This window comes from Nisaea denitrificans DSM 18348, assembly GCF_000426505.1.
GTDB classification, from domain to species: Bacteria; Pseudomonadota; Alphaproteobacteria; order Thalassobaculales; family Thalassobaculaceae; genus Nisaea; species Nisaea denitrificans.
In genome coordinates this window covers 1,962,693-1,984,154 of the sequence record NZ_AUFM01000011.1, presented here as the reverse complement: position 1 = coordinate 1,984,154, position 21,462 = coordinate 1,962,693, and the positions used below count along the sequence as shown (strand labels likewise).

Genomic DNA, 21,462 nt, shown 5'->3' with positions numbered 1-21,462 from the left:
GAGGGCGCTCTGACCTTTCTCCCCGGATTGTTTTGAGCGTTAGATCCGTGAACTCGGCTTGTAAAATGGCTCGTGCTTGGCCGGGTCAAAGTAGTTTTCGTAGAACTTTTTCACATGCGGCAGCAGCGCCTTGGAGAGCTGCCGGCGTTCCACCTCGTCATTGGAAAGCGCGGACTGAAGGTCATCGTGCAGCGCTTTCAAGGCGCCTTCCTTGTCGACCTTGGTGAACACGCCGTCGCGATAGATGATCTCGCCGTCGCACATCACCATGCGGACGCCTTCGGTTTTGGCGCGTTGCATCACGGCATCGAGCAGGGGCATTTCCTCGTCGAGATAGGGGTAGGAAACCTGTTTCCAGTCGATCAGCGACAGATCGGCTTTCTTGCCCACTTCCAGGCTTCCGATACTGTCTCCGAAAGGTGTTGTTTTGGCTCCCCCTGATGTCGCCATGCGCAGGACCTGAGGGGAGGTCGGGACTACGTCGTCCATGCCAGGCACGCGGTGCGCCCGCAAGACCATCCGCATTTCCTGCAGCATGTCCCGGTCATCATTGATGCCTGCCTCGTCGAGGCCGATGGCGGTGTTTACCCCCTTGATCTCGAACACGTTCAACGCCGCCAACCCCGACCGAAGGCGGAAGTTAGACGAGCAGTTGTGACAAACGCAGACCCCGGTCTCGGCGATCCGGTCGATATCGCTCTCGTTCAGCCAGACCCCGTGTCCCAGCGTCAGGCGCGGGCTCAGCATGTCGAACCGGTCAAGATATTCGAGCGCGGTGCAGTCGCCCCTGCGTCGCGCATATTCCTTCTGGTATGCGGTTTCAACGAGGTGCATGTGCATCGGCGCATCGTATTTCTTCGATGCGTCGGAGAGCGCTGTCAGCGCTGCGTCGGAGCACCAGTGCAGGTTGGCCGGGGCAAGCTGGATCTTGGTGCGTGACTTGCTCTGGTGCTTGCCGTGCAGGCTCTCGAACATCGCCATCGATTCGTCGAGGCCCATCTCGAAGCGCTCGAACCAGCGTTTCATGGGGTCTTGCAGCTCTTTCGGCAGGGATGCGACGAATTCCTCGTCTGCCTGATAGACCAGACGGTTCTGGTCGCGCAGGGCGAAGCAGTAGGACGCCCGCATGCCGATATCGTCATAGGCTTTCAGCACTTGTTCGGAATAGCCCTCGACCTGATTGATCTTTCCGGGCATCCAGCCGTGGATATGCTGCACTGTGGTGATACCGGAGGCGATCATCTCGAAGGCTGAATAAAGGGTATCGAGATAGACATTCACATTGCGGCAGATCATCCGGGTGATGAACCAGAGCTCCAGCGGCATGTCGGGTGAGCCGAGCTGGACCGGTGTCAGGCCGACATGGTGATGGCCGTTGACGAAGCCGGGCATCATGATTTCCTGCCCAGTGCCGACGACCGGCACGTCCGGATTCTTGCGGGACAGGTCGGCATAGGTGCCGATCTGGGTGATGATACCGTCTTCCTGAAGAACGGCGCCGTCGTCGATAATCTCCGCTGTTTCGCGGTCGATGGTGCGCGCGATCATCGCGCGGCTTCTGATCAGGCAACTGGTCATGGAGTCGCTCCACTATTAAAAACTGGGATGTTGGATTAGGCCTGAGACGCCGCCGGTCAGACGGCTTCGGCCATGCCTTCCTGTTCCGCGAAGGCGCGGTCCACTTCATCCTTGAGGAGTTGCGTCAGACGTTTTCGCAACGCTTCGCATTCCGGCGAGAACGGATCTCTCGGGCGCGGCAGGTCTACCTTCACGGTTTCCTTGATCCGTCCCGGGCGGGACGTGAAGACACAGACCCGGTCCGCAAGGGCGACAGCCTCGTCAATATGGTGGGTGACGAAGACGACTGATGCACCGCTATCCCGCCAGACATCGATCAGGAAATCCTGCATCTTCTGCCGTGTCTGGACATCCAGGGCCGCGAACGGCTCATCCATCAGCAAAACCCTGGGCCGCATCGCCAGCGCGCGGGCTACAGCCACGCGTTGCCGCATGCCGCCTGAGAGTTCGTCCGGGCGTTTCGATCCGGCCTCCGTCAGACCGACACGCTTCAGCACATCCTTGGCCGCGGCCCGCCGATCCGGCTCGCTTTCGCCCCGGATTTGCAAGCCGAAGCTGACATTTTCCCAGACACTGAGCCACGGGAAGAGCGAGGTTTCCTGAAAGATCAGGCTGCGGTCCGGTGACGGAGCTTTCACCTGCTCGCCGAAATAGGTAAGCGAGCCGCCGGTCTGCTGTTCCAGTCCGGCGATGAGGTAGAGCAGCGTGCTCTTGCCGCAGCCCGAGGGGCCGAGCAGAACGACGAATTCACCGGGCTCTATATCGAGGTCGATATTGGCCAGCGCCTCGTGTGCGCGTGACGTTCCTGCCGACCAGATCTTGCCGACATCGCGGCAGGAGACGGCAGGTCCGGCGGTTTGAGTGTTGTTGTCAGAGACCACGAAGCACCCCCGATGGATCATTGACCCAGTAAAGCACCCGCTTCTGTGTCATTCGCATCGCCCAGTCGGTGGCAAAGCCAAGAAAGCCGATAAGCGCGATACAGAAGAAAACGAGCGACGGGTTGAATGTGTTGCGGGCTAGCATGATGACCTGGCCGAGGCCGTAGCCGACACCGGTGGATTCGGCGATCAGCACCACCATCCAAGCGCCAAACAGGTTGAGCCGCAGGATGACGAACACACCTGGCAGGATTGCCGGGATGATCACGCGGCGATAGATCTGCGCCTTTGTCGCGCCCATGGTGCGGGCGACGTTGATCAGGTTCCGGTTCACGCCGTCGATATGGTTGATGGTTGCGATCGTCATATGGAAGAAGAGCGCGATCACGACCATGAAGATGGCCGGCGCATTGCCGATGCCGAACAGAAAAATCGCAACCGGTAGCCATGCAATCGGAGAGACCGGGGACAGCAGAGTGACTGTCGGCAGTGTGAGGCGCTCGACCACGATCCAGTAGCGAATGGCGACACCAAGCGAAAGAGCAAGGATTGCGGCGAGTGTGATGCCTATGAATACCCGCATGGCCGAGGAGACGACGGTGATCAGCACCGCCTGCCAGGGCGTTGGTCCTGCATCCGGGGATACCCCGATCGCCCAGCGTTGCGCGGTGTTGAAAAACTTGGCCTGGTCCGCGAAAGCGCCAAGGAAAACATGTGGCGGTGGCAGCAACTTGGGATCGGCCCAGCCGATGAACCAGAGAAATTCCCAGAGCGCCGCGAATGTGCCGACGGAGACGAGAGTCCAGCCAACTTTCGGCAGAAACTCCCGAAGCGGCTCCGGCAGCGTGTAGCCGGCCAGCGCCGGCGGACTGTCTTGTCCGCCGGCAACTGTGCCGGTCCCGCTGACCGGAGTCCGGTCAGTTGAGACCGAGGCCATGATCAGGCCGCCTTCAGCTTGAGCTTGCCGTAAAGCTCGGGATTCTCCGCAATGACTTCTTCAAGCGGGGTCCAGTCGATTGCGGCGCGGTCGGGCTTGTTCTTGATGTAGCCCATCTCCACCAGACTGTCGGTCCGGTCGAGAATGAAGTCGGTCTGGGACCGGGCATCGACCACGGCCGGCTGCTTTGCCATGGCGATCTTCGCGTTCTCCATTGAGGTCTTGTAGTAGGTGCCGACCAGTTTCTCGAGCGTGCCCGCCGGATCGCTTTCCGCCATGAGCTGGGCCTTCATCATGCCCTTGATCAGGGCTTTCAGGCCTTCCCGGTTTTCCTCGATCAGCGGAGACCGGGCTGCCAGCACACAGTCCGTGTAGCCCTTGCCGTAGATGTCTGTGCCGTCGGACAGCATCACCGCACCCGGAACGTCGTTCACAAGCGCCGTACCGTAAGGCTCGATTGTGCAGATCCAGTCGACCGCACCGGCCTTGAAGGCTTCGACAGCTTCCGGAGTGGAGCCCATGTAACGGACATTGATGTCCTTGAAGTCGACGCCGTGCTTTTTCAGCCAGTCGTAGGGCATGACCTCAAGCGTATCGAGCTGGAAGGTCGCAAGCGTTTTGCCTTTCAGCTTTTCCGCACTGTCGAGGCCTGGACGGGCGACGATGACGCAGCCTTCGATTCCGCCGCCTGCGACGACCTTCACCGGTGCGCCCGCATCGTAGAGCGCCATGAAGCTGGTATAGGGCATAAGGCCGACATCGACCTGACCGATGCCGAGGAACGTAACTTGTTCGGCAAAAGTCGGTGTGTTGACGAAATTCAGGGTCAGGCCGTCTTCTTTTGCTGTCTGCACAGCGTGGGACAGAAACATGTTGAGGTTGCAGAAACCCGATCCGTGTGTCGACTTGATCGAGCTTTCGGCAGCCATTGCCGCCGACCCGAACATGCCGGGGCCGGCCGCCATTGTGATGACCCCGGCAGCGCCCGCCGCCGTCGATTTCAGGAATTTACGCCGATCCATTCTTATGGCCTCGAAATCAGGCAGATCGAGGTGTCCGTGACGTTCACACATTTTAGCACTCCCTGTGGCTGGACGCTGGCCGCCGATTTTTCGGTTCGGTCCAACGCTGCAGAGAGGGCGCATAAGCCCCCTCGCACCCCGTGATACGGGGCGATGTTGCGGGAGCGGCTTGCATTCAAAGTAAGGCACAGAAGGAGGATGATGATCCTCGGGTGCCTTGAAGAGACATCAAGTAGCGCCTACCGGCACTATCGAGGAATGCAATTGCATCGCCGCAACAGTGGGTGGCACGCCAACCAATAAGCTATCGCCGGAGCGATGCTGCGCTACAGCAAGCATCGCAATTCCTGTACCAAAGGAAATCAATCCTATAGTTCAATGGGTTGATGGTTTTGTCGTCAATTAATATTCGAATTTCCTGCTAAATTTTGTGCAATGCAACCGAGTTGGTGCCGTTTTTATGTGCACTTCTCATCCGTCGGTCATGGTTTTCTTATTTTATTGTGAAATGTGGGGCGGGTTCTTCGAGCTGTGATGCCTGATCTTGCTGGTTGTTTCGGCTTGTTTCCTTCAGGTCGCCGGGTACGGTCTGTATCTTGCAGGTCTGTTACGAACTCCTCCCACGCGAACCAGTCCGGAGCGTGACCATGCGAAATGTAACCGTTGCCGCCGCCCAGATGGGGCCGGTGAACCGATCGGATAGCCGCTCCGCCGTGATGGACCGGCTGATCGCGATGATGGAAACCGCCTCAAGGCGTGGCGCCGATCTGGTGGTTTATCCGGAGCTGGCCCTGACCACCTTCTTTCCGCGCTGGTATATCGAGGACGATGCGGAGCTGGACAGCTTCTACGAGCGCGAAATGCCGGGGCCGGATACCGCGCCCCTGTTCGAGAAGGCGAAGGCGCTCGGCATCGGTTTCAGTATCGGCTATGCGGAGCTGACCCCGAAGGGCGAGCGCTTCAATACCTCCATACTGGTCGGCCCGGACGGCACACTGCTTGGCAAATACCGGAAGATCCATCTCCCCGGGCATCCCGAGCATGAGCCATGGCGGGCCTTCCAGCATCTGGAGAAACGCTATTTCCAGCCGGGAAATCTCGGCTTTCGGGTGTTCGATGGTTTCGCCGGCCGGATCGGCATGTGCATCTGCAACGACCGGCGCTGGCCGGAGACCTACCGGGTCATGGGATTGCAGGGCGTCGAGATGGTTTTGCTCGGCTTCAACACGCCGATCCACAACCCGCCGGCGCCGGAGCATGACCGGCTCTCCTGGCATCACAACACTTTGGTGATGCAGTCCGGCGCCTATCAGAACGCCTGTTTCGTGATCGGTGTCTCCAAGGCCGGTATGGAAGAAGGCGTGCACCATATGGGCGGCACCCAGATCATAGCCCCGACCGGCGAGACCATCGCCGTGGTGACGGGCGAGGGCGACGAGGTGATTACGGCGGACTGCGATCTCGATCTCTGCCGCTCCTACCGGGAAAGCGTTTTCGCCTTCGAACGGCACCGGGAGCCGGACAGCTACAAACTGATCACCGGGACGAAACGGTGTGTCACGCCGGAAGAGGCGCGGCGCATTGATCCGGCGCTGGCCCGGGAAGACTACCGCCCAAGAACGACAGGCAGGGGATGGCACGGATGCCTCACTACGATCTGATCATCAAGGGCGGGACTGTGGTTACCGCATCCGATACGACGCAATGCGATGTCGGCATTCGTGACGGGGTCATCGCCACACTCGGAATTGACCTCGGCGAGGCGGACCGTGTGATCGACGCTACCGGCAAACTGGTCATGCCGGGCGGCATCGACAGCCACGTGCATATAGCCCAGCCAAGCGGCGAGGGCATTGTCATGGCCGACGATTTCGAGAGCGCCACCCGTTCGGCGGCTTTCGGCGGCAACACCACGATCATGCCTTTCTGCCTGCAGGAGAACGGCAAGGGCCTGCGTGAAGCGGTGACCGCCTATCACGGGCTGGCCGATGGCAACTGCTATACCGATGTCAGCTTTCACCTGATCCTGAGCGATCCGACCGAGCAGGTTCTGGGCCAGGAACTCCCGGCTCTGGTGGAGGACGGCTATACCAGCTTCAAGGTCTTCATGACCTATGAGGGGCTGAAGCTGGACGACAAGGAAATCCTTGATGTCATGGCGACGGCCCGGGAAACAGGCGCTCTGGTCATGGTGCATGCGGAGAATTACGACGCCATCCGTTTCATGACCGAGCGGCTGGAGCGGGCCGGCAAGACGGCGCCGCTCTATCACGGCAAATCCCGTCCCATCGTGGTTGAGCGGGAAGCGACGCACCGGGCGATCAGCCTGGCCGAGCTGGTCGATGTCCCGGTGATGATCGTGCATGTCTCTAACCGGGAGGCAATGGAAGAGATCCGCCGGGCGCAATCGCGCGGACTCAAGGTCTATGGCGAGACCTGCCCGCAATATCTGGTCCTGACCGAGCAGGACATGGACGGCCTCAACATGGAAGGCGCGAAATATGTCTGCTCGCCGCCGCCACGGGACAAGGAAAGCCAGGTGGCCTGCTGGGAAGGTATCCAGACCGGCGTCTTCTCCGTTTTCTCCTCCGACCATTGCCCGTTCCGGTATGACGATCCGGAAGGCAAGCTGATCCCGAAGGGGCGCACCAGTTTCCGCTGGGTGCCGAACGGCATACCGGGAGTGCAGACCCGGTTGCCGATCCTGTTTTCCGAAGGAGTGTCGAAAGGCAGGATCACGCTGAACGAGTTTGTCGCCCTGAGCGCGACCAATCACGCAAAGACCTATGGCCTTTATCCGCGCAAGGGCAGCATCGCGGTCGGTGCCGATGCCGATATCGCAATCTGGGACCCGGAGCGCAAAGTCACCATCACCGAGGCCTTGACCCGCGACGGTGCCGATTACACGCCGTATGAGGGGATGGAGGTGACCGGCTGGCCGGTGATCACGATCCTGCGCGGCGCGGTCGTGATTGACGAAGAAACGCTGGTCGGCGGGAAAGGCTATGGCAAGCACCTCTCCCGCGACCGTTCCCCCCTTGCTGCCCCGAGATAAAGCATGACCCACAAGCACAAGATTCTTCTGATCAATCCGAACGCCACTCAAAACGTAACGGAGCGCATGGCTGTTGCCGTCCGCGAGGAATTGGGGGCGGATTGGTATGTGGAGGAGATGACGAATGTCGGCGCTCCTGACATCATTACCGACGATACGGGCCTGAAACTGGCGACCGATCTGATGGTCGAGGCATTCGAGAACGGGCGCGATCCGCTGGATGGCGTGATCGTGGCGGCTTTTGGCGATCCGGCGCTGCAGGAATTGCGCGCCAAACTGCCGGTGCCGGTCGTCGGTATCGCCGAGTGCGGCATGCTGGAGGCGGCGGAGCATGGCAATTTCGCTATCGTCGCGCCGACGCCGAACCTCTTCGACGCGATTACCGGTCTCGCCAACAGCTATGGTGTCGGGGACAAGCTCTCTGCCCTGCTGACCACCAAGACAGACGCCTATGTGCTTATGAGCCAGCCCGACGCGCTGGTTGAAACCCTGCGCGGGATGATCGACGAGGCGGTTGCGCGCGGCGATGTGGACGCGGTGGTGATCGGTGGTGGTCCGCTGGCCGATGCCGCGAAGACGTTGGCCGCCAGCAACCCTCCCTGTCCGATCGTCGGCCCGGTTCCGGCGGCGGCGCGGCGGATGCGGAAGCTCATTCTTGGCGAGGACGCGTAAGGTGAGCGGGCGCGATTTCCTCGGCTATGGCAACACCCCGCCGAACCCGGAATGGCCGGGTGGAGCAAGGCTTGCCGTCTCGCTGGTCGTGAATGTCGAGGAAGGCGCGGAATACTCCGTCAGCCTTGGCGACGAGCGGAACGAGTCGGTCTACGAGATCGTCGAGGAAGTCGAGGGCGCGCCCGATCCCTGCAAGGACACGCATTTCGATTACGGTACGCGCGCCGGCTACTGGCGCATCATGGACCTGCTCGACCGCTATGGCATGAAGGCCTACATGAATTGCTGCGCCAGGGCCCTGACCCTGTCGCCCTGGATGGCGCGGGACATGGCGGAGCGCGGTCACGAGATCGGCTGCCACTCATATTTGTGGGAGCGGCATGCCGGGATGAGCGAGCAGCAGGAACGGGAGATCATTGCCCGCTGCGCGACCGAGATCGAGGCCGCCGCAGGCGTGCGTCCGGTCGGCTGGCACACCCGGTCCGCCCCCAGCCCGAACACAAGACGTTTGCTGGTCGAGGAGGGCGGCTTTCTCTACGACAGCGACGCCTATAACGACGATCTGCCTTTCGTGCAGGAAGTCGACGGGCACGCGCATGTGGTTCTGCCCTATGCCTTCGATACCAATGACATGCGGTTTCAGCGCGGCGGCGGTTTCACCTATGGCGACGATTTCGCGAAATACTGCATCGATGCCATCGACTGGCTCTGGGCGGAGGGCGCATCGGCGCCGAAAATGATGACCATCGGTCTGCATCTCAGGATCATCGGCCGCCCGGGCCGGATTGGCGGGCTGGACAAGGTGCTGAAGCATTTGAGCGGGCTGGATGGCGTCTGGATTGCCCGCCGCGACGAAATCGCGAAGCATTGGCGGGCGCGTTCGGGCTTGCCGGAATGGCAGGACCGCTCCGGTAAATCTGGCTTGCTGCCCGGTTAGCGGTCACAAATTTATGCGGGATGCTTAGAATCTGAGCATAATACGTTGCGGAGACAGGAGCGTAAGATGCAGAAGTTAATGATTTTAAAGAATAAAATCTGAACCGGTTCTGGTCCTCTTCTTGCAATCTCCTGGCAGGCGCTGAACTGGACGTCCCTTTCTACAGGGGCTGGTTTCCTTGGCGTTCTCTTCCTTCCAGGGCGGTGTTCTGCCGCTCTAAACAAAGAACAGGAGTGGCAAATGGGTAAATTCAAGACTCTCTTGGCTTCCGCCGCGGTCGGCGCCGGAATGCTGGCGACCGCCGGCAATGCGCAGGCGGTGGAATGGATCATGGCGTCCGGCTATCCGGACAGCAACTTCCTGACCAAGAACCTGAAATTGTTCGTCGAGGATGTGAAAGCCGGCACCTCGGTCGATATCCAGCTCAACTCCAATGACAGCCTGATCAAGCTCGACGCGATCAAGACCTCGGTGCAGCGCGGCCAGATTCCGATCGGCGAAATTCGCCTCGGCGTCTACGGCAATGAAGATCCGATGTACATCCTCGCCGGTCTGCCGTTCATCGCTCCGGACTATGCCTCCGCGTGGCTGCTGAAGGACCTGCAGAAGGGGTACTTCGATGCGATCTTCAAGAAGGCCGGCCTGCGGGTGCTGTTCTACCAGCCGTGGCCGGGCCAGGGCTTCTACACCAAATTCCCGGTGACCAAGGTCGACGACTTCAAGGGCAAGAAGCTCCGGATCTATTCCACGGCGACCCAGAAGATGGGTGAAATGCTCGGCTTCGACGCCACCATCCTGCCGTTCGCGGAAATCCCGCAGGCCTTCTCCACCGGCCTGATCGAGGCACTGTTCACCTCGCCGCAGACCGGTATCGACATCCAGGCATGGGACAACACCTCCAACTTCACCTATGCCGGTGCGATCTTCTCCAAGAACGCCGTCATCGTGAGCGAGAAATATTTCGCTGCCCTGTCGCCGGAAGATCAGGCGGGCATGCTCGCTGCGGCCGAGAAAGCCGAGCTGCGGGCCTGGGAAATGAGCGCGGAAACCACCGCCGCCCAGATCAAGGTGCTGACGGATAACGGCATGACCGCTGCTACGGCGCCGGAAGAAGTTACCGCCAAGATGAAGACCATCGGTCTCGAAATGATGAAAGGCTGGCGTGAAGGCGCAAGCCCGGAAGCGAACGCGGTTCTCGACCGTTACCTCGCCCTGCAATAAACCCAACACCGGCGGCCGCCTCCATCCGGGGCGGCCGCTGCCTTTTCCGGCCCCTGACAAAACCCCGAGAGACATCTCATGGCGGCACGACGATTACTGGACGGCCTTTATCTCTGGAGCGGCTATCTCGCAGCCTTCTTCCTGGTCGCGATCTCGCTCACCATCGTGGCCCAGATCATCGGGCGGTTCTTCGGGGTTGCCATCGATTCAACCGAAAGCGCCGGCTTCAGCCTGGCCGCTTCGACCTTTCTCGGGCTCGCCTATACCTTCCGGCATGACGGCCATATCCGGGTCACGCTGCTGATCCGTCTGGCCAAGGGCCCGCTGGCGAAGCTGACAGAGCTCTGGGGCGTCGGTTTCTGTGCGGCGGCCATGGGGTATCTCACCTACTGGGCCTGCGATCTCGTTTATTTCTCATACATTTTCGGCGATATCAGCCCGGGGCTGCTGGCCATTCCGTTCTGGATTCCGCGCTCCGCCATGGCGCTAGGCTCGTTGATCCTGACCATTGCCCTGATCGATGAATTCATCGGCATCCTGCGCGGCCAGACGCCGAGCTATATCGCAAACTCGACCGCTCTGTTCAAAGGGGAGGACGACTGATGGATGCCGGAATGATTTCTGCCATTCTCTTCATCCTGATGCTCGGCCTGCTGGCATCGGGGATCTGGGTTGCGCCGACCCTGCTTGCCGTGGGTTTCTTCGCACTGGAATTCTTCTCGCCCGCGCCGGCTGGCTCTCTCTTGGCCAGCACGGTCTGGGATGCGAGCTGGAACTGGGCGCTGACGGCACTGCCGCTGTTTGTCTGGATGGGCGAGATCCTGTTCCGGACCCGGCTCTCGTCAGACATGTTCAATGGCCTCGCGCCCTGGCTTGCCCGGCTGCCGGGCGGCTTGCTGCACGTCAATATCGTCGGCTGCGGCGTGATGGCGGCGGTCGCCGGCTCCAGCGCGGTGACCTGCGCCACGGTCGGCCGGATGAGCATTCCGGAGCTGAAGAAGCGCGGCTATGACGAAAAGCTGTCCATCGGCACGCTCGCCGGGTCCGGCACGCTCGGCCTGCTGATCCCGCCCTCGATCATGCTGATCGTTTATGGTGTCATCGCCCAGCAATCGATTTCCAGGATGTTCATCGCCGGGGTTGTGCCGGGCATCCTGATCATCTCGATCTTCATGGCCTATGTCGCGATCCGGGCACTGTTGAACCCGGAACTCGCCCCGCCACAGGAAGAGCGCCTGAGTTTCCTTGAGAAAGTGAAGGCATCGCGCCTGCTGTTCCCCGTGGTGCTACTGATCTTCTGCGTCATCGGCTCGATCTATGGCGGCTTCGCCACGCCGACGGAAGCGGCGACCATCGGCGTGCTCGGCGCTCTGGCGCTGGCCTGGTGGTCGAAGACGCTGAACTGGGCGTCCTTCATGGGCAGCCTGATGGGGGCCGTCCGCACGTCCTGCATGATTGCCTTCATTCTCGCTGGCGCGGCCTTCCTGTCCATCGCCATGGGCTTCACCGGCGTGCCGCGCGTGCTGGCCAGCTATGTCGATGCCTGGAACCTGTCGCCCGGCATGCTGCTGGTGCTGCTGACCGTGCTCTATATCTTCCTCGGCTGCTTCCTGGACGGCGTCTCCATGATGGTGCTGACCGCCGCGGTGGTCCTGCCGATGGTGGAGAGCGCCGGGATCGACCTGATCTGGTTCGGTATCTTCACCGTTATCGTGGTCGAGATGGCGCAGATCACCCCGCCGGTCGGCTTCAACCTGTTCGTACTGCAAGGCATGACGGGGCGAGACCTCATTCAGGTGACGAAGGCCTCGGTGCCGTTCTTCTTCCTGATGCTGGTCGGTATCCTGATCATCGCCCTGGTGCCGGAGCTGGTGACCTGGCCGGTCGAGTACATGATCCGGAAGAACTGACCGGGGACGGGCTCAGTCCGGCTCGGCCAAAGGCGCCCGGCTGAACGCGTTCCCAGTGCTGGCGAGCTTGGCCGCCAGGCGCAGGAATTCGGCGCGCTCACCGGGCTCGAGTCCCCCGGTCATGAGCGTCTGGATTTCCTGAACCAGCGGGGTCACCGTTCGGTAAAGCGCGCGGCCGTTTTCGGTCAGATGCATTTCCCGGGCACGCCGGTCCCGCGGGCTGACCTTGCGTGTCACCAGTCCTTTTGTGTCCAGCTTGTCCAGAACGGTGCCGATGGTTGCCCGGTCATAGGCGATCAGCCCGGCGAGCGTCGCCTGATCGATGCCGGGCTTCTGGTCCAGCGTGGCGAGGCAGGCATATTGCACCGGTGTCAGGTCAAAGCCGGCAGCCTTCAGGCGGTCCTGAAACACCGAGACCGAAATCTGGTTCAGCCGCCGGATCAGGTGTCCGGCCATGCCGTGAATCTCAAGTGCCATCATGGCTCCGTGCGTCGCGTGCAATATAATAAGCATGCTTACTAACTTGACCTTTCGATGCAACAGGTATTCTGTTGTGCGCTGAAGATTGCCTTTAACGGTAACGGCCGCAGCAAGACGGCCCGGGCAGGGAGGATAGATGGCGGACCGACCCATACTCATTGCCGGTGGTGGCATTGGCGGCCTCGCGGCTGCCGCGGGCCTTGCGCAGAACGGTTTCGCGTCGCTGGTGCTTGAGCAGGCGGCGGAGCTGGGCGAGATCGGGGCGGGTATCCAGATCGGCCCGAACGGATTTCATTCCTTCGACTATCTCGGCATCGGGGACGAGGCGCGGGCGCAGGCCGTCTATATCGATGCGTTGCGGCTGATGGATGCGCAAACCGCCGAGGAGATCGCCCAGGTGCCGCTGGGCGAGGATTTCCGCCGCCATATGGGCAATCCCTATGCCGTGGTTCACCGGGCCGATCTGCATAAGGCGCTGCTGGATTATTGCGTGGCGAGCCCATTGGTCGAGTTGCGGACCAGTCACAAAACGACCGGCTATGAGCAGGACGGCAGCAGTGTCACGTTGTTACTGGATGGCCGCGATCCGCTTGTCGGCAGCGCGCTGATCGGTGCCGAGGGACTGCATTCACCGGTGCGCGCGCAGCTTGTCGGCGATGGAGCGCCGCGCATTTCCGGACACACCACTTACCGCTCCGTCATTCCGACCGAACAGATGCCGGAGGACCTGCGCTGGAACGCGGCAACGCTCTGGGCCGGGCCGAAATGCCATATCGTCCATTACCCGCTGAAGGGCTGGAAGGTCTTCAATCTGGTCGTCACCTACCACCGGGACCTGCAGGAGGCGATTTCCGGCCGCCCGGTTTCCAAGGAAGAGGTGGCACAGGGCTTCGAGCATATCCATCCGCGCGCCCGGCAGATCATCGAGCATGGCGACAACTGGAAGCTTTGGGTGCTGTGCGACCGGGACCCGGTGGATACCTGGGTCGATGGCCGGGTCGCCCTGCTCGGCGATGCCGCGCACCCGATGCTGCAATATTTCGCCCAAGGCGCCTGCATGGCGATGGAGGACGCGGTCTGCCTCGCCGAGACCATGAAGCGCGGGGACGGCGATATCGAAGCCGTACTCAACAGCTATCAGCAGCAACGCATCGCCCGCACCGCGCGGGTGCAAGTCGGCAGCCGGCTGATCGGCGATTATGTCTATCACCCGGACGGCGCCTTGGCGGCGGCGCGCAATCAGGTGCTGTCCAGCCGGACGCCCGCCGAATGGTATGATCGCCTGCACTGGCTGTACGGCTCTAACGGATTACAGAACTGAGCGCGGCCCCCGGAAGTAACGATGGCCGGCCGCGACACGAACGGAGGAGGAAGAAGAGATGAGCGCAGAACAGGATCATTCGAACGTCGCGCATGCCATGCAGCCGGACGACAGCCCAGAGCTGCGCGCACTCTACAAGGGGTTCGAGGACGAACACCTGATGCCGCTCTGGACGCAGCTCGGCGACCTGATGCCGATGCATCCGAAGCCGAAGGCCGTGCCGCATGTCTGGAAATGGTCGAAGCTGCTGCCGTTGGCGGAGAAGTCCGGCGAGCTTGTGCCTGTCGGACGTGGCGGGGAGCGCCGGGCCATTGGTCTCGCCAATCCGGGGCTCGGCGGCAACGCCTATGTCAGCCCGACGCTGTGGGCCGCGATCCAGTATCTCGGCCCGAAGGAAACCGCGCCGGAGCACCGGCACGCGCAGAATGCTTTCCGTTTCGTGGTCGAGGGCGAGGGTGTCTGGACCGTGGTGAATGGCGATCCTGTGCGGATGAGCCGGGGCGACCTGCTGCTCACGCCGGGCTGGCATTTCCATGGCCACCACAATGTCACCGACAAGCCGATGACCTGGATCGACGGTCTGGATATTCCATTCTCGCAGCAGAACGATGTCGGCTTCTTCGAGTTCGGCTCCGATAAGGTAACGGATTATGCGACACCTGATTTCTCGCAAGGCGAGAGGCTCTGGTGCCATCCCGGACTGCGCCCGCTCTCCGGCCTGCAGGACACGGTGAGCACGCCGATCGGCGCCTATCGCTGGGAATTCACCGACCGGGCCCTGACCGAGCAATTGCTGCTTGAGGATGAGGGCCAGCCCGCGACGGTCGAGCCGGGTCATGCGGCCATCCGCTATGTCAATCCGACCACGGGCGGCGACGTGATGCCGACGATCCGCACCGAATTCCACCGGTTGCGCGAAGGCACGGAGACGCGGCCCCGGCGCGAGGTCGGCTCCTCCGTCTTCCAGGTCTTCGACGGTGCCGGCGCCGTGGTGATGAACGGGGTGGAACATAAGCTGGAAAAGGGCGACATGTTCGTGGTGCCGTCCTGGATCCAGTGGTCTCTTCAGGCTGAAACCCGGTTCGACCTGTTCCGCTTCTCCGATGCCCCGATCATGGAGCGGCTGAATTTCGCCCGTACCAAGATCGAAGGCGTGCAGGACTGATAGAGCCTGGGGGCGGGAATGACCGACTCTCTGGATGCGGAACGTGCCGCGCTGCGGGCCCGGCTCGGTGCGGGCGCCCGTTATGATTCTCCCGCGGCCCCGGCGGAGGACCTCGTCCTCGCCCGCCGGGGAACGGCCTATTTCGCCCGCAAGCTGAACGAGTTGACGGACCGAGATCTCGACGCGCCGTCACTTGTGCCGGGCTCGACCCGGAGGCATCTGGTCGCTCATATCGGCTATCATGCCCGGGCTTTGACCCGGCTTGCAGACTGGGGGCGGACGGGCATCGAGACGCCGATGTATGCCTCGGCGGAGGAACGGGACGCCGAGATCGATCTGGGGGCGACATTGCCGGCCCAGGCGCTGCGCCATCTTTTTACCCACTCTGCTGTGCATCTGAATGTGGTGTGGCGCGATCTGGAAGACGCGCATTGGGATGCCGTTGTCAGGACGTTTGACGGCAGCGCCATAAGGGTGCGGCAGCTGCCACTGCTGCGGGCGCGCGCGATCTGGCAAGGCGCGCTTGACCTCGGAAATGGCGGGGCTGCACGCGATCTTCCCCCGCAGTTGCGCGGCTCTTAGGCCGCCAGAGCCGAATTACGTTAAAAACCGGCCGCTTTTGTTGCCGAAAAGCACCATGACAGTGGTTGCATTAGGCATGTCCTTCCTGTACCTAATCCTCAAGTCAGTAATGCGAATGACTCGCAATAATATTTCGTCCGTGAAGGTAGGCTCATGGGGTTGGCGCGTCTTTTCAGAACGGGGCTCTCCGCGTTAGCGGTTGTGGCGATTTCCGTACCCGCACTCGCGACGGATATGGCGGAAAAGCGCCTGCTTCTCGAGCTGAACAAGGTCGAGAGTGTGGGCGGGGACTGCCGCACCACGTGGGTCGTGAACAACACGACCGGAAAAAATCTTGAAAAAGTGAAGCTCGATTTCGTCGCATTCGATACGGACGGCATTGTCGTCCGGCGTGTGATCGCCGACATGGGGCCGATCCATACTGAGCACACGCGGGTGAAACTGTTCGACCTGAAGGAAATCGACTGCGGCCATGTCGGGCGCGTGCTGATGAACGGCGTAAGGACCTGTGAGGGCGGGGTCGAGGCCGTCGCACCGGGTCTCTGCGCGGACAGTCTGCAGACGGCATCTCGGGCAGCAGTGCCCTTTACGCAATAACCGAACGCCCGGTCGATATCGGCAGGGCGGCGGCGCTCGCCCGGACAGGGCAGGAGAAAGTCAATGACGGCAGCGATCGAAGAGATCATGGGCTTTATGGATGCGGGCGGTCCGATCATGTATCTGCTCGCGATCATGTCTGTGGTGGCGACGACCGTTTTTGCCTCCAAGATGGTGCAGTTCCTGATGCTGCGCCTGTGGAACGGCCGCGAGCGGGACGAGGCCCTGGCGATGTGGCGCTCCGGCCATAATAAGGCGGCGCTAGACCTGCTTGAAGACGGCTCGCACCCGGCGGCGGCAATTGCCCGCTACGCCATGCAGCTCCGGCACAACCGGGATATTTCCGAGGCCGAGGCGCGGGAAGAGGTGGAACGGGTCGCCGGACTGTTCATGGATCGGCTGTCATCGGGCCTGCGCCTGTTATCGGCCATCGCCATGCTGAGCCCGCTGATCGGTCTGCTCGGTACCGTGATCGGCATGATCGACGCCTTCAAGGCGCTTGAAGGCGCGGGCAGCAAGGTCGATCCCTCGATCCTTTCCGGCGGGATCTGGGTGGCGCTGCTGACCACGGCCGCGGGCCTGGTCGTCGCCATCCCGGCGACTGCGGCACATCAGCTTGTCGACGGCATTGTCGAGCGTGCGGGACGGGCCATGGAAGACGCGGCAACGCAGGTCTTCACTGCTGCTCCGGCACCGGTCCGTCGCCGGGCTGTGGCAGAGGCCATTTCGGAAGCCGCGCTTCAAGGCGCGGAGTGAGGCCATCATGCGGCTCAATGCCGGGCGCCGACGCCCCACGGCGGAGATCAGTCTCACGCCGCTGATCGACGTCGTCTTCATCCTTCTCATCTTCTTCATGCTGGCTTCCAGCTTCCTCGACTGGCGGGCCATCGGCCTGAAGACCGCCAAGCTCGGGAATGCCACCGGTGCCGCTTCCGAAGGCTCTGTGCTGGTGAAGCTGCGCGCTGACGGGGATTATCAGGTCTCCGGCGAGCGGATGACCCTTGCGGATTTCTCCGAGCGACTGAAAACCCTGGCCGGACGCGAGCCCAAGCCCCGGATCGTGGTCGAGGCAGAGAAAGGCGTGCCGGTACAGGCCGTGGTCAAGACTGTGGATATGGCGGCCGAGCGGAGACTGACCGACGTGACCCTGGCGAGCCGGTCGGAGCGCTGACGCGATGCGGCTTATCAAACCCAAGAAAAAATCGGCGGCCGAGAATGTTCTGCCGCTGATCAACGTCGTTTTCCTGCTGCTGATTTTCTTCATGCTGGCGGGCGCGCTCGAAAAAGCGGAGCTGCTGGACATCACGCCGCCTGAGACGTCGAATTCCGGCCAGCCGGACGACACCACGGCGGTTCTGCTGATTGCGGCCGACGGGCGGCTTTCCTTCCGGGATGAGATCCTTGAGCGGGAAGATGTCGTCGGGCACCTCAAGTCCTACTTCGCGGAGCATCCGGACGCGCGCTTGAAGCTGAAGGCCGACGCGCAGAGCGACGCGGCGATGGTTATTGCCCTGATCGAGGAGCTTCGGGCGGTCGGACTCAAGGAGCTCGGATTGCTTGCGACGGGTGCGTCATGAGCGCAATCGTTGAACGGCGTGGTACTGCCCCGTCCATGATCGCCGGTTTCGCCGCCGCGCTCGCATTGCATGGCCTGGCCGTTCTGTCCTTCGTGGCGTTTGAGGTTCCTGCGACGAGCAGTGCGGATACGGGCGAAGGCGGCCTTATTGTGATGATGGGGGATGCCGGCGGGGTCAAGGCGCAGACAGTTGCCGAGAACATTTCCGCAGCCGAAGCGAGCGGCGCGCCGGACGGAGAGGCTATGGAGGAGGTAATGGAGCAGACCGTTGCGCCCCCTCCGCCGGACACACCGGTAACGGAAGTGACGGAAACGCCCCTGGTCGAACCCGTCGAGATGGTCGAGGCCGAGCCCGTTGAGCCTGAAGTCGTGGAAACCGCCGAGCCGGTGGTGGAACCTGTGCCGCAGGAAACCGAGGTCGCCGAGGCTGCCGAAATTGTTCCGGTGGAGACTGTGACGGCCGCTGTTCTGCCGCCGCCCTTACCGGTAACGCGCCCGGAGCCGCCGGTAAAATCGGTCGAGACAGTCAAACAGCCACGCCCGGTCAAACTGGTGAAGCCCGTTGAGACCAAGGTTGTCGAGGCGAAGCCGGTGGAGGCTGCTCCGAAACAGCCTAAAGCCGACGCGGTGTTGGCGGACAAGGTGTTGGACGCGCAGAAAAAGAGGGGGAGCGGAGTGTTCGACATCGCTTCCTCGGCGCCGAATCGTGCCGCGGGACCTGGTCAGACCCAGGCTTCCTCTGTTGGTGGTGGCATCGCCGGAGCGCGCAAGTCCTACTTCGCGACGATCCAGAGCTGGCTTGAGCGGCACAAGAAGTACCCCCGCGCAGCCCGGCTGCGGCGCTATGAAGGCACCGTCGCGTTCAGCTTCCAGATCGACCGCTCGGGCAGCATCATGAAACGCTCCATCGTGAAGAGTTCCGGCCGGAAGGTTCTGGACGAGGCGCTGCTGGATCTCCTGAAAAGGGCCGATCCGATGCCGGCAATGCCGCCTGAGATTGTCGGGGCGACCTTCGATTTCACCACCTCCATAGAATACAATCTTCGATAAGATGACCCGTGTGGTTCGGGCCGGTTTCTGTCCTAACATGTTTTTACTAATGCGAATGATTTGCATTTGTATTTGCAAGACGCATCGTTTATGACAGACATCATAACGTCTGGCGGGGGGCCGCCATGCGTTCGTGACATTCTTACTGGAGGAGCCGAGTTGTTGGCGGGGACACCCTCGGACGAGCCGAACGAAGCACCATTGCCCGGCGCGGACTCAACCATTTCAAATGAGAGGAACCGCATTCTCGTCAGTGATCTGATGGGCGATGACCGGGAGGTGTTCCTTCTGTTCAACGGTTCCGAATACAGACTGCGTGTGACCAACAACAACAAGTTGATCCTCACGAAGTGATTAGACCCGCCGGAGGGTTTCTCCGGCTTAGACAGAGAGTAGCCACCCAGCCCTTCGCTAGGCAGCTAACAGCAGCGACCTGACGAAGAGGCTTTTGAATGCGTTTAGCTATTGCTGCGGCGGCGACCATCGCCACCGCTGTGGTGTCGTCCGCCCATGCCGGCGAGGCCACTCAACTTGACCGTATCGTAATTTCCGCGGGTAAAGAGAAAGTGGCCATCGAGACGCCGCAATCCGTGTCCGTCGTGGACCAGGAAGACCTGGAAGCAGCCCAGCCGACCACAATCGGCGATGTGCTGACCGATCTGCCCGGCGTCAAGGCGATTGGATCTGAGCGTGTGCTCGGCGAAAGCTTCAACATCCGCGGTATCGGCGCGCTTGGGGCTTCGGACGAGAACCGGCTGATTGTGCGGGTCGATGGCGCCACCAAGTTCCATGAACAGTACCGGATGGGCTCTTTCTTTGCCGATCCAGAGCTCTTCAAGGCAATTGAAGTGCTGCGTGGCCCGGCATCCTCGACCCTTTACGGTGCCGGTGCGCTTGGCGGGGTTATCGATGTGACCACCAAGGACGCGGCCGATTATCTGGAAGGCGACGATAAATTCGGCTTTCGCCAGAAGTTCGAGTTTCAGAGCAACGAGTCCGGATTTCTGACATCCAGTATTGCCGCCGCGCGGCCTGTTGAAGGCCTTGATCTGCTCGGCGCCTTTAACTACCGGCGCGCAGGTGAATATGAGGATGGAGACGGCAATGCGGTTACCGGCTCCGATTTCGAGGCTCCCTCCGGTCTGCTCAAAGGAACTTACCAGTTCGGCCCCGATATGGAGCACAAGCTCCGTGCGTCCTACCAGCACTGGATGACTGAGGACAAGAACGACGATTACGCGCAGACCAATACATCAGTCCAGTTCGGCAATATCGACCGTGACGTTACCGACCAGACAGGTGTGCTGAGTTATAATTACCAGCCGAGCAGCAATCCGTTGATCGATCTGGAACTCTTTGGTTCCTACTCGAATACCGAAGTCGATCAGTATAATTCCACACTCAAAGACATCAGCACCTCCGCGCTTTTCCAGGACACGTTCTACGCCTATGAGACCTGGCAGGCGCGGGCCGAGAACACAGCGGCATTCACCGGTGACAATTATGAGAACTACCTGATCACCGGTGTCAGCTACGCGTTCCAGACCCGGACAGCGGATCAGCCGACTTCCAGCACGAACCCGTCCGGCAGCATATCGTTCCACCCGGGTGGCGAAAGCGCGCAATACGGCGCCTATGTCCAGAACGAACTCGTCCTCTGGGACAAGCTGACCATTATTCCGGGCGTCCGCGTCGACTACACCGAGCTCACTCCGGCGGGTAATCTGAGTGTGAGCGAGAGTGTCGAGAATACGGCTTTCTCGCCGAAACTTGCCGCTCACTATCAGCTGACGCCGAACTGGGGTGTATTCGGTTCCGCAGCTTATACAGAGCGCATGCCGGTCCTCGACGAGGTCTTTGACACGACAAGCGGCAATCTTAATCTCGATCCGGAAAAGTCCTTCAACGTCGAGGGTGGTGTCGCCGCTTCCTTCCGCGATCTCGCTCTTGAGAACGACGCCTTCACCGCAAAGGCCACGCTCTTCCATAACGACATCAAGGACCTGATCGAGCGCGAGAATACCCGCTCCACCTTCTACAATGTAGGGGAGGCGGAAATTGTCGGTGTTGAGTTCGAGGCTTCCTATCAGTCCACCTATTTCTTCACCCGTGCCGCCTATACCGCGATCCGGGGCGAGAACAAGGAGGAGGATACAGACCTCAACTCCATCCCGGCGGACGAACTCGTCCTGACCGTTGGTGGACGGATGCCGGAATACAACGTCGATTTCGGTTGGCGCGGTGTTATGGCGGCAGGCCAGGACAAGGTTTCCGGCACCACGCTGCCGACCTCCGGCTACACGGTGCACAACCTCTTTGCCAGCTGGAAGCCGGATGAAGGCGTTCTGCAGGATTCCGAGTTCCGCTTCGGCATCGAGAACATTCTCGACAAAACCTATCGCGAGCATCTGTCCGGCGACAACGGCATGGGCCGTACGTTCCGGATCACGCTGGCCCATCAGTTCTGAGGACTGAGCC

22 protein-coding genes are annotated in these 21,462 nt (G+C 61.2%); 17 read left to right on the top strand and 5 right to left on the bottom strand.

From position 1 onward, the window contains the following. Positions 1-39: 39 nt before the first annotated feature. The 4 genes from K328_RS0110305 to K328_RS0110290 are packed head-to-tail and all read right to left on the bottom strand — an operon-like array spanning position 40 to position 4,469. Entirely contained in the window at positions 40-1,578 is a 1,539-nt protein-coding gene (locus tag K328_RS0110305; protein ID WP_028465914.1) for an amidohydrolase family protein, read from the bottom strand. Positions 1,579-1,634: 56 nt separating this feature from the next. Beyond that, positions 1,635-2,459 (bottom strand): ABC transporter ATP-binding protein, encoded by an 825-nt coding sequence (locus K328_RS0110300; RefSeq protein ID WP_028465913.1) that lies wholly within the window; start codon positions 2,457-2,459, stop codon positions 1,635-1,637. Beyond that, positions 2,449-3,396, bottom strand: a complete 948-nt coding sequence (locus K328_RS23420) for an ABC transporter permease (RefSeq protein WP_084608200.1) — start codon at positions 3,394-3,396, stop codon at positions 2,449-2,451. The genes K328_RS0110300 and K328_RS23420 overlap by 11 nt, the downstream gene beginning before the upstream one ends. Positions 3,397-3,398: 2 nt before the next feature. Next, positions 3,399-4,469, bottom strand: a complete 1,071-nt coding sequence (locus K328_RS0110290; RefSeq protein WP_028465912.1) for an ABC transporter substrate-binding protein — start codon at positions 4,467-4,469, stop codon at positions 3,399-3,401. A 596-nt stretch (positions 4,470-5,065) separates the two neighbouring features. Here K328_RS0110290 and K328_RS23415 point away from each other — a divergent pair. From K328_RS23415 to K328_RS0110255, 7 genes are all read left to right on the top strand, one after another. Beyond that, on the top strand, positions 5,066-6,079 hold the full coding sequence (locus tag K328_RS23415; RefSeq protein WP_084608199.1) for an N-carbamoyl-D-amino-acid hydrolase: 1,014 nt from the start codon (positions 5,066-5,068) through the stop codon (positions 6,077-6,079). Continuing rightward, entirely contained in the window at positions 6,061-7,473 is a 1,413-nt protein-coding gene (gene hydA / locus K328_RS0110280; RefSeq protein ID WP_028465911.1) for a dihydropyrimidinase, read from the top strand. The genes K328_RS23415 and hydA overlap by 19 nt, the downstream gene beginning before the upstream one ends. Positions 7,474-7,476: 3 nt before the next feature. Continuing rightward, positions 7,477-8,145: an aspartate/glutamate racemase family protein gene (locus tag K328_RS23410; RefSeq protein WP_051284718.1), complete on the top strand. Its 669-nt coding sequence runs from the start codon at positions 7,477-7,479 to the stop codon at positions 8,143-8,145. Position 8,146: 1 nt separating this feature from the next. Then, positions 8,147-9,082 carry a polysaccharide deacetylase family protein gene (locus K328_RS0110270; protein WP_205620611.1) on the top strand — a complete coding sequence of 312 codons (936 nt, stop codon included), beginning with the start codon at positions 8,147-8,149 and terminating at the stop codon, positions 9,080-9,082. A 240-nt stretch (positions 9,083-9,322) separates the two neighbouring features. Then, complete coding sequence (locus tag K328_RS0110265) at positions 9,323-10,303, top strand: TRAP transporter substrate-binding protein (RefSeq protein WP_028465909.1); 981 nt, start codon at positions 9,323-9,325, stop codon at positions 10,301-10,303. A gap of 78 nt (positions 10,304-10,381) precedes the next feature. Next, positions 10,382-10,906, top strand: a complete 525-nt coding sequence (locus K328_RS0110260) for a TRAP transporter small permease (RefSeq protein WP_028465908.1) — start codon at positions 10,382-10,384, stop codon at positions 10,904-10,906. Further along, positions 10,906-12,213, top strand: a complete 1,308-nt coding sequence (locus K328_RS0110255) for a TRAP transporter large permease (protein WP_028465907.1) — start codon at positions 10,906-10,908, stop codon at positions 12,211-12,213. The genes K328_RS0110260 and K328_RS0110255 overlap by 1 nt, the downstream gene beginning before the upstream one ends. Positions 12,214-12,225: 12 nt before the next feature. On the opposite strand, the gene K328_RS0110250 is transcribed toward K328_RS0110255, so the two are convergent. Next, positions 12,226-12,690: a MarR family winged helix-turn-helix transcriptional regulator gene (locus K328_RS0110250; protein WP_028465906.1), complete on the bottom strand. Its 465-nt coding sequence runs from the start codon at positions 12,688-12,690 to the stop codon at positions 12,226-12,228. A gap of 139 nt (positions 12,691-12,829) precedes the next feature. Between K328_RS0110250 and K328_RS0110245 the strand changes: the two genes are divergently transcribed. From K328_RS0110245 to K328_RS23385, 10 genes are all read left to right on the top strand, one after another. Further along, the gene (locus K328_RS0110245) at positions 12,830-14,014 is read left to right on the top strand and encodes a 3-hydroxybenzoate 6-monooxygenase (RefSeq protein WP_028465905.1); all 1,185 of its coding nucleotides are present in this window, start codon (positions 12,830-12,832) and stop codon (positions 14,012-14,014) included. A gap of 58 nt (positions 14,015-14,072) precedes the next feature. Further along, positions 14,073-15,179: a cupin domain-containing protein gene (locus K328_RS0110240; RefSeq protein ID WP_028465904.1), complete on the top strand. Its 1,107-nt coding sequence runs from the start codon at positions 14,073-14,075 to the stop codon at positions 15,177-15,179. Positions 15,180-15,197: 18 nt separating this feature from the next. Beyond that, complete coding sequence (locus K328_RS23405) at positions 15,198-15,761, top strand: maleylpyruvate isomerase N-terminal domain-containing protein (RefSeq protein WP_051284717.1); 564 nt, start codon at positions 15,198-15,200, stop codon at positions 15,759-15,761. Positions 15,762-15,914: 153 nt separating this feature from the next. Beyond that, the gene (locus K328_RS23400) at positions 15,915-16,358 is read left to right on the top strand and encodes a hypothetical protein (RefSeq protein ID WP_051284716.1); all 444 of its coding nucleotides are present in this window, start codon (positions 15,915-15,917) and stop codon (positions 16,356-16,358) included. A gap of 63 nt (positions 16,359-16,421) precedes the next feature. Continuing rightward, positions 16,422-17,114 (top strand): MotA/TolQ/ExbB proton channel family protein, encoded by a 693-nt coding sequence (locus K328_RS0110225; protein ID WP_028465903.1) that lies wholly within the window; start codon positions 16,422-16,424, stop codon positions 17,112-17,114. 7 nt (positions 17,115-17,121) lie between these two features. Continuing rightward, positions 17,122-17,529, top strand: a complete 408-nt coding sequence (locus K328_RS0110220; protein ID WP_028465902.1) for an ExbD/TolR family protein — start codon at positions 17,122-17,124, stop codon at positions 17,527-17,529. Positions 17,530-17,533: 4 nt separating this feature from the next. After that, complete coding sequence (locus K328_RS23395; protein ID WP_051284715.1) at positions 17,534-17,935, top strand: ExbD/TolR family protein; 402 nt, start codon at positions 17,534-17,536, stop codon at positions 17,933-17,935. Further along, a complete protein-coding gene (locus K328_RS0110210) occupies positions 17,932-18,984 on the top strand; it encodes an energy transducer TonB (protein ID WP_028465901.1) in 1,053 nt (350 codons plus the stop codon). The genes K328_RS23395 and K328_RS0110210 overlap by 4 nt, the downstream gene beginning before the upstream one ends. A gap of 162 nt (positions 18,985-19,146) precedes the next feature. Next, positions 19,147-19,338: a hemin uptake protein HemP gene (hemP, locus tag K328_RS23390; RefSeq protein WP_205620610.1), complete on the top strand. Its 192-nt coding sequence runs from the start codon at positions 19,147-19,149 to the stop codon at positions 19,336-19,338. A 98-nt stretch (positions 19,339-19,436) separates the two neighbouring features. Beyond that, on the top strand, positions 19,437-21,452 hold the full coding sequence (locus K328_RS23385; protein WP_051284714.1) for a TonB-dependent receptor domain-containing protein: 2,016 nt from the start codon (positions 19,437-19,439) through the stop codon (positions 21,450-21,452). Positions 21,453-21,462 lie beyond the last annotated feature (10 nt).